Here is an 11719-nt window from a genome sequence, read left to right on the forward strand (position 1 = left end):
ATTCATCCAGCATCTGAGCCGCCTATTCCCGGCGCCTCAGCGCGATGACGCCGACTTCGCGCAGCAGAACAATCAGTTCAATTTCAACAACCTCAACCCATTGGAGGCAGCCCGGAGAGTCGCCTTCGCGTTGAATGCTGGCATTCACGCACAGGGCGAACAGGCGTTGGAACCGGCGCTGATCGAAGTCACAGGTCGTACTCCGGCACCCGAGCCCGAAATGTCGCCCCAGGCTGCCTGCCGCTGGGGGGCGCCCGATCAGCCGAACCCGTCACCAGAGCCCGAAGGCCTGGACCCGGCCCGCGAGCGCTGGGCGGCTGACCTTAGTCTCACTCCCGAACAAAGGGCTGCCAATGCCCTGGTCCGGGATACCATCGAGTGCGACATCACGAACTACCACGGCTCAGCGGCCGAGCAGCCAGACGCTTCGGTGCCGCGCCCAGCGCCACGCCAGCCTTCAGCCGGTGAAAGGCGCCGGGCGGTCATGAGCAGGCGCGGAAGCGAGCTGTTATAGCGGCGCCCGACCTAAATGGGTAGAACTGCAGAAAACGGTTAGTTCGCCTAACTGCCGACGAATGTCGGGGCCAAGCCACTGGGCTTGGCGACCTCAACAAATCAACAGCTTGGCCTAATCACATTCTTGGATCTTCCCACTGAAACTCTTCAACACCAAACTCAATACCACGCCCCAAGCCTTTTATATGCAAATCAAACTCATCATTGATGAACTCGCCTTCATCGGCTTCAAAAGACAAGTCCAGCTCGACAGAAAACTTCTTTTCTTCTTCTTCCTGCCGAGCGGTCGAGTCAAATGTGTATAAAACATCATCTTCCTTGTCATAGTGACCAGTCGTAGTATCTGGACCACTAACATGCACAAGAAACTTTACAGTCACGTCGAATGTAATTTGACAACTCTCATCGTCCAAATGAATTATTTGGGGCTCAAAATCTTCAATTTCAGCAACTTCAAAACTATCTAGCTCAGCATCTTCCCATGTTGAGGAGTTGTAGCCATCTGCATCCTCTAACTGAGATTTTATCTGCTGTATTATATCTTCTTTCTTACGCTCCAAGAATTGCTCGACGAACCGAGTTCTCTCGTCGTTGTGCTTGTTGTAAATATCAAGCAACCCACTAAGCGTTTCAATATTTACGAATCGCTCATTAGCCTCGCAAAAAGCTTTGTGGTCACCGTCACCCGAAACCACGTATACCTTTTCCTGCCCTTTCAAGGCAGAGCGTATCGCAAGAAGGGAGAACGCATCACGGAATTCGTTCGGTTTTTGGGCGCTAAATGGACTGGCCTGATTAAAGAACATCTCAATAATCTCATTGCCATTTACACCGCTCATATCAACGACATTGGCGCTCGATGCGTCAATAAAATCGTCAAATGCCTTTAATGCTTTTACTTCTAAATCATTTTCATTGATTTCAGTAAAAAGGTTCTTTATATTATCGTCATCGTACTCTTTAAGGACTGCAGCTTTCCGCCGGAAATTCTTGATACCTTTAAGCGCGCCTTTGATATGATCAATAATTTTTCGTCGAACTTCATTCACCACAATAGTGGTTGTGATGTGGTTCAGCTCATTACTGTCGCACAACTCTTCAAAGGATTTTATCGTTCTAGAATTGAAGTCAAGGTTTGCTCTGACGAAGAATTCCGTGTCAATGAATACATTGCGTGTAACTAACGGCATTTTCCCTTTACCTTTTAAGATTCAAGACGCCACCCTCGCACTAGAGCACAGAAAAGTCGATACCACCAGTTATTTCCTAGCGTTCGACCGATTGGCGGGTAAAGGCCCTATGCCGAGTCGAACAGAGGTCGTCTTAAGCAATGGCCAAGATGGCGATTATACCGAATGGCAGGCATTCACAGATAGAATGCCTGTTACACAAGCTGAACCACTACGCGGATGACTTCACCCCTCGCTGATCCTTCAGGAACTCTATGGCGTCGGCGGGGTTTGAGGCCGGCATCGGGTAGTGCTCACCTTCGTATTTCTCAATCATCGCTACCAGATGGTCAAGCTCATTCCCATCAGGGGTATCCACAGGGGCACCCCACAGTTGGTCAACCCGTGCCAGTGCGGCGGCTAGGTCGGCGTCATTACGAACAGCCTTAATATTCATCACACCGTCTCCGCATCAATCGCATCATATTCTTTGTGGGTTCCCACAAACTTCACGTACACCCACTGCCGGACGTAATCCATACACACCACCAGCCGGTATTTGTTACCACCGATGTTGAACACTACCCGACCGCCCTTGAGGATGCTGACCTTGGGCAGGTCCTTTTGCACGTCGTGATGGGTGGCGTACTGCGCCCTTTTCATGCGCGCGTGCCACTCGACGAGAGGGCTTTTCGCGTCCGCGTGCTTATCCCAGAAATCCCGCAACGGTTTTTTCGATATCACGTGCATGCACTGAATACCCCCGTCCATAGGAAGGAATACTAACCCTTGGTGGCACCACTTGCCGGGTGTGCGACAGACGGGAGAGGTGCCTAGGCCTGGCACCCGCCGTCCAGACGCCCGCGGCTACCCTTCCCATCACAACCGTTCGTCGGCCAAGCCACCCCAGCCGCGCCAGCTTCGCCTACGCTCGTGACTCGTGGGTTTCACTAATGACGTGATGGTCATTACCTAAGTGGTAAGTGCAGTGGTAAGCACAAAACGACGGACGGACTAAAGCTAGTGATTTCAAAGCTTTAGGTTGAAAACCACGCGGCTGCATGTGACTACCAGGTCACACCCGCGGTCGATGACACTTTTTGCCGGCCACCCAAGGCCTAGATGCCTTGGGGCACGGCAAATTGCCCGCCAAAAACAATACCGTCGACGCAAGTGCCAAGGATCGACACAGGGCCCCCGGTTTTATCTTCAGGCAAATGCCTACCTGTCATAAAGCACGTGCACCCTAGGTGACGCGAATACCCTTTTTGCGCCAGGAGTCGATGACATGAGGCCAGAAATCGCTGTACTTGATATCCAAGGTCAGTATCGGGTTTACACGGAGTTCTATCGCGCGGATGCGGCCGAAAACACGATCATCCTGATCAACGGCTCGCTGGCCACCACGGCCTCTTTCGCCCAGACGGTACGTAACCTGCACCCACAGTTCAACGTGGTACTGTTCGACCAGCCGTATGCCGGCAAGTCCAAACCGCACAACCGTCAGGAACGGCTGATCAGCAAGGAGACCGAGGCGCATATCCTCCTTGAGCTGATCGAGCACTTCCAGGCAGACCACGTGATGTCTTTTTCGTGGGGTGGCGCAAGCACGCTGCTGGCGCTGGCGCACCAGCCGCGGTACGTGAAGAAGGCAGTGGTGAGTTCGTTCTCGCCAGTGATCAACGAGCCGATGCGCGACTATCTGGACCGTGGCTGCCAGTACCTGGCCGCCTGCGACCGTTATCAGGTCGGCAACCTGGTCAATGACACCATCGGCAAGCACTTGCCGTCGCTGTTCAAGCGCTTCAACTACCGCCATGTGAGCAGCCTGGACAGCCACGAGTACGCACAGATGCACTTCCACATCAACCAGGTGCTGGAGCACGACCTGGAACGTGCGCTGCAAGGTGCGCGCAATATCAACATCCCGGTACTGTTCATCAACGGCGAACGCGACGAGTACACCACAGTCGAGGATGCGCGGCAGTTCAGCAAGCATGTGGGCAGAAGCCAGTTCAGCGTGATCCGCGACGCGGGCCACTTCCTGGACATGGAGAACAAGACCGCCTGCGAGAACACCCGCAGTGTCATGCTGGGGTTCCTCAAGCCAACCGTGCGTGAACCCCGTCACCGTTACCAACCTGTGCAACAGGGGCAGCATGCATTTGCCATCTGAGCGGCTCGGCGCCTTGTAGCAAATACCCGCAAGCCATGGGGCGCCGACAAGCTTTTTTATAACTTGGGCTTCTAATTCGCTGAAGGTTCTGGTAAAAAGTCGAGCTCAGATGCGGGTATAGTTTAGTGGCAAAACGAAAGCTTCCCAAGCTTTAGTTGAGGGTTCGATTCCCTCTACCCGCTCCACATCGCATTCCCGCATGGCGTTCCAGCAACGTCATCGCAGTCAAAAGGAGCCTTGGCTCCTTTTTTCGTTTTCCCCCCTCCCGTGATCTGGCCCATGGCCATTTACCCGCCGATCCGCTTCAATGCGCATCGGGCCTCAGCGCGTGCAAGCGAAACGGCTTGTGGCGGATATGCTCAATGGATTCGTGAAACCATTCGAAAGGACAACGCATGTTTCTCTCCCGCTGGCTACCGGGCCTTGCCAACCTGCTGCACTACCGCCGTGAATGGTTCCACGCCGACCTGCAAGCTGGCCTGTCGGTAGCCGCGATCCAGATTCCCATTGCCATTGCCTATGCGCAGATCGTCGGGCTGCCGCCGCAATATGGCCTGTACGCCTGTGTGCTACCGATGATCGTCTACGCGCTGATCGGTAGCTCGCGCCAGTTGATGGTCGGCCCCGACGCCGCCACCTGCGCGATGATCGCCGGTGCCGTGGCACCGCTGGCCATGGGCGACCCGCAGCGCATCGCTGAACTGTCGGTGATCGTCACCGTGCTGGTCGGCGTGATGCTGATTGCCGCCGGCCTGGCGCGGGCCGGGTTCATCGCCAGCTTTTTCTCGCGGCCGATCCTGATCGGCTACCTCAACGGTATCGGCCTGAGCCTGATCGCCGGGCAGCTGTCCAAGGTGGTGGGCTTCAAGATCGAGGGCGACGGTTTCATCCTCAGCCTGATCAACTTCTTCCAGCGCCTGGGGGAAATTCACTGGGTCACATTGATCATCGGCCTGGCCGCCCTGGGCCTGCTCATCTGGCTGCCACGGCGCTACCCGCGCCTGCCCGCCGCCCTCACGGTAGTGGCGCTGTTCATGCTGCTGGTTGGCCTGTTCGGCCTCGACCGCTTCGGCGTCGCCGTCCTTGGGCCGGTACCTGCAGGCATCCCGCAACTGGCCTGGCCACACAGCAACCTGGCAGAAATGAAGAGCCTGCTGCGCGACGCCCTGGGTATCGCCACCGTCAGCTTCTGTAGCGCCATGCTTACCGCACGCAGCTTTGCCGCCCGGCATGGCTATGCGATCAACGCCAACCACGAATTCGTCGCCCTGGGCGTGAGCAACCTGGCGGCCGGGGTTTCCCAGGGTTTTGCCATCAGCGGCGCCGACTCGCGCACGGCAGTCAACGACATGGTTGGTGGCAAAAGCCAGCTGGTGGGCATCATCGCTGCACTGGTCATCGCCCTGATTCTGCTGTTCTTCACCGCGCCCATGGCGTGGATCCCGCAGGCTGCGCTGGGCGCCGTGTTGCTGATGGCTGGCTGGGGGCTGATCGACATCAAGTCGCTGGGGCACATCCGGCGCCTTAGCCGCTTCGAGTTCTGGCTGTGCCTGCTGACCACGGCGGGCGTACTGGGCCTGGGCGTGCTGCCCGGCATCGTGTTTGCCGTGACCCTGGCGATCCTGCGCCTGCTTTACAGCATCTACCAGCCCACCGATGCCGTACTGGGCTGGCTGCCGGGCACCGAAGGCCAGGTGGACATCCGCAAGTTCAAGGACGCCCGCACCGTGCCTGGCCTGGTGGTGTACCGCTTCGACGACGCCATCCTGTTCTTCAATGCCGACTACTTCAAGATGCGCCTGCTGGAAGCCGTGCAAAGCCAGGACCAGCCTAAAGCCGTGCTGTTCGATGCCGAAGCGGTAACCAGCATCGATGTCAGCGGCATGGCCGCCCTGCGCGAAGTGCGCGACACCCTGGCGGCCCAAGGCATCTTCTTCGCCATCGCCCGCGCCCGAGGCACCTTCCTGCGCATGCTGGTGCGCTCGGGGATGGCGCGGGACATGGAAGACAAACTGCTATTCGGCTCGGTCCGCGCGGGAATTCGCGCGTACCGCGTGTGGCGCAACCGAAACCGCAGTGTGCAAGTGACCGAACAGGGTTGAGCGGCTTTCATCCTGTTCAACGTGCTGCGACTGTGCTGGCCCTTTCGCGGGTAAACCCGCTCCTACATGGACTTGTAGGAGCGGGTTTACCCGCGAAAGGGCCAGCCCAGACAACCCAAAACCATCGCCTTGACACCAACCCTCGCACACCTCGCATGACATGCTAAAGTCGCCCCGTTCCCCGCACCACCCAACGGACCCAGCATGCCCGCACTCGATGCCACCCTTACCCCCTGGCCAGAACTCGCCGCCCGCCACCCCTGCGACGCCCTGCTGCTGGGCAACGGCGCCAGCCGCGCAGTATGGAAGCCGTTCGGCTACTTCTCGCTGTTCGAGCAAGCGCAACGCGCGGGCCGCAAGAAAGGCCTGGCGGTCAGTGACCAGGCACTGTTCAAGTCCCTGGCCACGGAACTGTTCGAGCCGGTGCTCAGCGCCCTCAACACCACCGTGCGTACCAATGCCGCCCTGGCCATCAACTCCACCGCGCCGCTGAACCGCTACTACTCGATCAAGGAAGCGTTGATCCACGCCGTGCGCACGGTGCATCTGCCCTGGCCGCTGATGCCGAAGGCGACACTGACAACCCTCAATCAGGCGCTGCGCGGCTATCGAAGCGTCTACACCAGCAACTACGACCTGCTGCTGCCATGGGCCGTGCAGCACGCCCCGAATGGCTTCGCCGAACTGTTCGACGAACAAGGCTATTTCGACGTTCGACGCACCGGCAGCGAAGGCACCCGGGTGCTGCACCTGCACGGCGGCCTGCACCTGCTCAAGCTGCCCGACGGCACCACCCGCCAGCGCAGCGCTGAAAGTGCCGAACTGCTCGATGGGTTTGCCGTGAACATCCCGGGTGAAGTACCGCTGTTCGTCAACGAAGACCGCAGCGACGAGAAACTGCGCGCCATCCGCAACTCGGACTATCTGAGCTGGTGTCTGGGGCAGCTGGCAGGGGAAAGCCAGGGGCTATGCCTGTTCGGGCAGCACCTGGACAGCAGTGACCGGCACCTGCTCGACGCTGTGCGCCAAGCCCGTCCGCAAAAGCTGTCCATTGCCATTCGGCCGCTAGGCGAGGCGTCGGTGATCAATCAGAAGCAGCATTTTGCAGATCGTTTCGGGGATTTGCCGGGGACGGCGCTGCATTTCTTCGATGCCAGCACCCATCCGTTGGGGCAGGCAGCATTGGCTGTCGAAGTGCCCTCTGCTCGGCGCTGACAGCGTCCCCTGCAGGCATGCCGGTGGGTGGCGTCAGAGCAACCCATCCGCCCGCAACAATGTTTCCAGGCAATGCTCCTGCACCCCATAGAACGCCTTGAGCTGGGCAATCTTCTCCAGCAACGCCCCGTTATCCCCCGCCTGGCGCCGCTTCACCGCAAGAATCATCTTGTTCTTGTTGGTGTGCTCCAGCGAGATGAACTCGAACACCTTGGTTTCATAGCCACAGGCTTCCAGATACAGTGCGCGCAGGCTGTCGGTGAGCATTTCGGCCTGCTGGCCCAGGTGCAGGCCGTACTGCAGCATGGGTTGCAGCAACCCCGGGCTGTGCAGTTGCGGGCGGATCTGTTTGTGGCAGCACGGCGAGCACATGATGATTGCGGCGTTGCAGCGGATGCCGGTGTGGATGGCGTAGTCGGTGGCGATGTCACAGGCATGCAAGGCGATCATCACCTCGATGGCCTCAGGTACCACGCTGCGTACGTCACCACACTGGAACTCCAGGCCCGGGTGGTCCAGGCGTGCGGCCGCGGTGTTGCACAGGTCGACCATATCCTTGCGCAGTTCCACGCCTGTCACCTGTGCGTCACGGCCCAGGCTGTTGCGCAGGTAATCGTGCATGGCAAAGGTCAGGTAGCCCTTGCCCGAGCCGAAGTCGGCCACCCGCAGTGCCTGCTCGGCCGGCACCGGGGCGCTGGCCAGGGCGTGGTCGAACACCTCGATGAATTTGTTGATCTGCTTCCACTTGCGCGACATGGACGGGATCAGTGCGCCTTGTGCATCGGTCACACCGAGGTCGCGCAGAAACGGCCGCGACAGCTCCAGATAACGCTTCTTCTCGCGGTCATGCCCACTGCCCGCGTCGGCCACGCGCGGCGCCTGGGCACCGTGGCGCTGGAGCATCGGCTTGCCCTTCTTGCTGAAGGTCAGCTGCACTTCGCCGTCAGCATCGAACAGGTGAGCATTGCGGAAGCTGTCCGGCAGCAGTTCGGAAACCAGCACCTGAGCCTGGTCCAGCGGCAGGTTGCGGGTGATGTCACGGGTCTGGTGGCGGTAGACCAGCGACAGGCACGGCTGGCCCTTGACCTGCAGCGGCTTGGCAATGATCCGTTGCAAGGTCTGGTCGGCACCGACATGGCGCGCCAGCACCAGTTTGACCAGGGTTTCGCCGTGCAGGGCGGCGTTCAGCAGGTCGAGAAACTGAGCGCGCGCATCCGGCGCGGAAGAGGCAGAAGTACTGGCGGGCATGAAAAAGGGGGCCTTGGGTAGCGGAACGCCTATTCTAACGTGCCCCAAGCACCCTGTGGGAGCGCTCTCCAGAAACGCTGGTGCTCCTTCAGTCGAGAATCACCAAGCGGTTGGGCAACTCGTTGCGGGCATGGGTTGGCGGCACGTGCCGGCTAAGCAGCTCGCCACACGCCTCGATGCACTCGACAAAGCCCTGCAAGGTACGGCCCTGGCGCACCTGCTCGGCCAAGCGGGCACCGATGGCCGCGCGGGCCTCGGCATCCAGGCAGTGTTCGATACCCCGATCGACCAAGATTTCCACATGCCGCTCCGCCTCGCTGACGAAAATCAGCACGCCCGTGGCGCCTGCTGTGCGCTGCAGGTTCTGCTCGCGAAACTGCTGGCGGGCCAGGCGTGAGGCTCGCCAGCGGCGCAAGGCACGGGGGATCAGCCAGTCGGCCAGGCGCGCGTTGCGCAGCAGCAGGCACAGACCGACGAACAACAGCACGTTGCCCAGCAGCACACCACGCACGCTGGGCCAAGCCAGCAGCCAGTGCAACAGACCCGGTACGGACAGCGCCAGCACAGCGGCGCAGAGCAACGGCCAATAGGCGTAGTCGTCGGCACGGCGGGCCAGCACCGTCACCAGTTCGGCATCGGTACGCCGTTCGGCACGGGCTATGGCTTCGGCAATCTGCCGCTGATGGTATTCGTCGAAGGGCGTCATGCCGTCGGTCTCTTGAGCGTTCTTATAGTTGTTATCCCGGCATTCGGGGCTTCATCCGCAGGCGATATATTCAGGCATAATCCGCCGCTGGAAGAATTGCCCGCAAATCGTACAACAATAGCCGCCTGAAAACTTCGGTCGCGCACGTATCACGGTGGATACGGCAGCGGCCCCATAACGGAATTGATGATGAAACTGTCTTTGCTGGGCCTGGCCATGGGCCTTGCCAGTCAGGCGGCCCTCGCCGCCCCCTCCGCGCCGCCCCTGCAGGACAAGCAGGCATTCATCGAGCATCTGATCAGCCAGATGACCGAAGCCGAGAAAATCGGCCAGTTGCGCCTGATCAGCATCGGCCCGGAGATGCCCCGCGACAAGATCCGCGAGGAAATCGCCGCCGGCCGCATCGGTGGCACCTTCAACTCTCGCACAGCCCCCGAAAACCGACCGATGCAGGACGCGGCCATGCGAAGCCGCCTGAAAATCCCGATGTTCTTCGCCTACGACACCGTCCACGGCGAGCGCACCATCTTCCCGATCGGCCTGGGCATGGCCGCCACCTGGGACATGGAGGCCGTCGCCAAGGTCGGCCGCACCGCGGCGATCGAAGCCTCGGCCGACGCCCTGGACATGACGTTCGCGCCAATGGTGGATATCGCCCGTGACCCGCGCTGGGGCCGCACCAGTGAAGGTTTCGGCGAAGACACCTACCTGACTTCGAAAATCGGCCAGGTAATGGTGCGCTCGTTCCAGGGCAGCAGCCCGGCCAACCCCGACAGCATCATGGCCATCGTCAAGCATTTCGCCTTGTACGGCGCAGTGGAAGGCGGGCGCGACTACAACACGGTCGATATGAGCCTGCCGAAAATGTACAACGACTACCTGCCACCCTATCGCGCCGCGCTCGATGCGGGCGCCGGTGGCGTGATGGTCGCGCTGAACTCGATCAACGGCGTACCAGCCACCTCCAACACCTGGCTGATGAACGACTTGCTGCGCAAGGAGTGGGGCTTCAAGGGCGTGACCATCAGCGACCACGGCGCCATCCAAGAGCTGATTCGCCACGGCGTCGCCCGTGATGGCCGTGAAGCCGCCAAGCTGGCGATCAAGGCCGGCATCGACATGAGCATGAACGATACCCTGTACGGCGAGGAGCTGCCGGGCCTGCTGAAGTCCGGCGAAGTGAGCCAGCGCGAACTGGACCAGGCGGTACGTGAGGTGCTGGGTGCCAAGTACGACATGGGCCTGTTCAAGGACCCATACGTGCGCATCGGCAAAGCCGAAACCGACCTGAAGGACTACTACGGCAACGACCGCCTGCACCGCGAAGCTGCGCGTGACGTGGCACGCCGCAGCCTGGTGCTGCTGGAAAACCGCAACCAGACCCTGCCGCTGAAAAAGGCCGGCACCATTGCCTTGGTCGGCCCGCTGGCCGATGCCCCGATCGACATGATGGGCAGCTGGGCCGCCGACGGTAAACCCGTCCACTCCGTGACCGTGCGCGAGGGCTTGCGCCGCGCCGTGGATGGCAAGGCCAAGCTGGTCTACGCCAAAGGTTCCAACGTCACGGGCGACAAGGCGATCCTCGATTACCTGAACTTCCTCAACTTCGATGCCCCGGAAATCGTCGACGACCCACGCCCGCCTGCCGTGCTGATCGATGAAGCAGTCAAGGCGGCGAAGCAATCCGACGTCGTGGTCGCTGTAGTTGGCGAGTCCCGCGGCATGTCCCATGAGTCGTCGAGCCGTACCACCCTGGAGATCCCGGCCAGCCAGCGCGAGCTGATCAAGGCGCTCAAGGCCACCGGCAAACCGCTGGTGCTGGTGCTGATGAACGGCCGTCCGCTGTCGATCAGCTGGGAGCGCGAGCAGGCCGACGCCATCCTGGAAACCTGGTTCGCCGGCACCGAAGGCGGCAATGCCATCGCCGACGTGCTGTTTGGCGACTACAACCCCTCCGGCAAGCTGGCCATTACCTTCCCTCGGTCGGTGGGGCAGATCCCGATGTACTACAACCACACTCGCATCGGCCGGCCGTTCACGCCGGGCAAGCCGGGCAACTACACCTCGCAATACTTCGAAGAACCCAACGGGCCCCTTTATCCGTTCGGCTATGGCTTGAGCTACAGCAGCTTCGAGCTGTCGGGCCTGAACCTGTCGGGCAAGGATCTCAAGCGCGGCGATACGCTGGAAGCCAAGGTAACGGTCAAGAACACCGGCAAGGTTGCAGGCGAGACGGTGGTGCAGCTGTACCTGCAGGATGTGTCGGCGTCGATGAGCCGCCCGGTGAAAGAGCTGAAAAACTTCCAGAAGCTGATGCTTGAACCTGGTGAAACCCGCACGTTGACCTTCCGCATCAGCGAGGACGACCTGAAGTTCTACAATGGCCAGTTGCAGCGGGTTGCCGAACCTGGGGAGTTCAATGTCCAGGTAGGGCTGGATTCCCAGGCGGTGCAGCAGCAGAGCTTCGAATTGCTTTGACTGAAAATGGCCGCCTGTTCCGGCCTTTTCGCGGCTAAACCCGCTCCTGCAGGTGCTGCAGAGTACCTGTAGGAGCGGGTTTACCCGCGAAGAGGCCGGCCCCGATATC

Annotated in this window: 10 protein-coding genes and 1 tRNA gene; 6 read left to right on the top strand and 5 right to left on the bottom strand. The window is 60.1% G+C overall.

Going from position 1 to position 11719, the window contains the following annotated elements:
• On the top strand, window positions 1–514 hold a 514-nt coding region (locus tag ACF8EF_RS04050), incomplete at its 5' end, for a hypothetical protein (protein WP_392461672.1).
• A gap of 118 nt (window positions 515–632) precedes the next feature.
• On the opposite strand, the gene ACF8EF_RS04055 is transcribed toward ACF8EF_RS04050, so the two are convergent.
• From ACF8EF_RS04055 to ACF8EF_RS04065, 3 genes are all read right to left on the bottom strand, one after another.
• Window positions 633–1706 (bottom strand): PIN domain-containing protein, encoded by a 1074-nt coding sequence (locus tag ACF8EF_RS04055; protein WP_392528998.1) that lies wholly within the window; start codon window positions 1704–1706, stop codon window positions 633–635.
• A 211-nt stretch (window positions 1707–1917) separates the two neighbouring features.
• Window positions 1918–2142 carry a transcriptional regulator gene (locus ACF8EF_RS04060; protein ID WP_392461668.1) on the bottom strand — a complete coding sequence of 75 codons (225 nt, stop codon included), beginning with the start codon at window positions 2140–2142 and terminating at the stop codon, window positions 1918–1920.
• Window positions 2142–2435, bottom strand: coding sequence for a type II toxin-antitoxin system HigB family toxin (locus ACF8EF_RS04065; RefSeq protein WP_392461666.1), 294 nt, complete (start codon window positions 2433–2435; stop codon window positions 2142–2144). Before ACF8EF_RS04065 ends, ACF8EF_RS04060 begins: the two co-directional genes overlap by 1 nt.
• 538 nt (window positions 2436–2973) lie before the next feature.
• Between ACF8EF_RS04065 and phaG the strand changes: the two genes are divergently transcribed.
• From phaG to ACF8EF_RS04085, 4 genes are all read left to right on the top strand, one after another.
• A complete protein-coding gene (gene phaG, locus ACF8EF_RS04070; RefSeq protein ID WP_176682664.1) occupies window positions 2974–3861 on the top strand; it encodes a (R)-3-hydroxydecanoyl-ACP:CoA transacylase in 888 nt (295 codons plus the stop codon).
• A gap of 111 nt (window positions 3862–3972) precedes the next feature.
• Window positions 3973–4046 (top strand) — tRNA-Gly (locus ACF8EF_RS04075).
• Between the two features lie 210 nt (window positions 4047–4256).
• A complete protein-coding gene (locus ACF8EF_RS04080; protein ID WP_176682663.1) occupies window positions 4257–5963 on the top strand; it encodes a SulP family inorganic anion transporter in 1707 nt (568 codons plus the stop codon).
• A gap of 204 nt (window positions 5964–6167) precedes the next feature.
• A complete protein-coding gene (locus tag ACF8EF_RS04085) occupies window positions 6168–7178 on the top strand; it encodes a DUF4917 family protein (RefSeq protein WP_392460423.1) in 1011 nt (336 codons plus the stop codon).
• A 33-nt stretch (window positions 7179–7211) separates the two neighbouring features.
• On the opposite strand, the gene ACF8EF_RS04090 is transcribed toward ACF8EF_RS04085, so the two are convergent.
• Together ACF8EF_RS04090 and ACF8EF_RS04095 are read right to left on the bottom strand one after the other, a co-directional pair.
• Window positions 7212–8426, bottom strand: coding sequence for an SAM-dependent methyltransferase (locus ACF8EF_RS04090; protein WP_176682661.1), 1215 nt, complete (start codon window positions 8424–8426; stop codon window positions 7212–7214).
• A gap of 88 nt (window positions 8427–8514) precedes the next feature.
• A complete protein-coding gene (locus tag ACF8EF_RS04095) occupies window positions 8515–9132 on the bottom strand; it encodes a TPM domain-containing protein (protein ID WP_176682660.1) in 618 nt (205 codons plus the stop codon).
• 186 nt (window positions 9133–9318) lie between these two features.
• Here ACF8EF_RS04095 and bglX point away from each other — a divergent pair, with 186 nt between their 5' ends.
• Window positions 9319–11610, top strand: a complete 2292-nt coding sequence (bglX, locus tag ACF8EF_RS04100) for a beta-glucosidase BglX (RefSeq protein WP_176682659.1) — start codon at window positions 9319–9321, stop codon at window positions 11608–11610.
• Window positions 11611–11719: the final 109 nt, after the last annotated feature.

It is taken from the genome of Pseudomonas sp. zjy_15 (assembly GCF_043101865.1).
GTDB classification, from domain to species: domain Bacteria; phylum Pseudomonadota; class Gammaproteobacteria; order Pseudomonadales; family Pseudomonadaceae; genus Aquipseudomonas; species Aquipseudomonas putida_Y.

Excerpts from the sequence above, each read along its gene's own strand:
- ACF8EF_RS04055 (WP_392528998.1), bottom strand. The coding sequence starts at position 1,706 with ATGCCGTTAGTTACACGCAATGTATTCATTGACACGGAATTCTTCGTC.
- ACF8EF_RS04085 (WP_392460423.1), top strand. The coding sequence starts at position 6,168 with ATGCCCGCACTCGATGCCACCCTTACCCCCTGGCCAGAACTCGCCGCC.
- ACF8EF_RS04095 (WP_176682660.1), bottom strand. The coding sequence starts at position 9,132 with ATGACGCCCTTCGACGAATACCATCAGCGGCAGATTGCCGAAGCCATA.
- ACF8EF_RS04060 (WP_392461668.1), bottom strand. The coding sequence starts at position 2,142 with ATGAATATTAAGGCTGTTCGTAATGACGCCGACCTAGCCGCCGCACTG.
- ACF8EF_RS04090 (WP_176682661.1), bottom strand. The coding sequence starts at position 8,426 with ATGCCCGCCAGTACTTCTGCCTCTTCCGCGCCGGATGCGCGCGCTCAG.
- phaG (WP_176682664.1), top strand. The coding sequence starts at position 2,974 with ATGAGGCCAGAAATCGCTGTACTTGATATCCAAGGTCAGTATCGGGTT.
- ACF8EF_RS04065 (WP_392461666.1), bottom strand. The coding sequence starts at position 2,435 with ATGCACGTGATATCGAAAAAACCGTTGCGGGATTTCTGGGATAAGCAC.
- ACF8EF_RS04080 (WP_176682663.1), top strand. The coding sequence starts at position 4,257 with ATGTTTCTCTCCCGCTGGCTACCGGGCCTTGCCAACCTGCTGCACTAC.
- bglX (WP_176682659.1), top strand. The coding sequence starts at position 9,319 with ATGATGAAACTGTCTTTGCTGGGCCTGGCCATGGGCCTTGCCAGTCAG.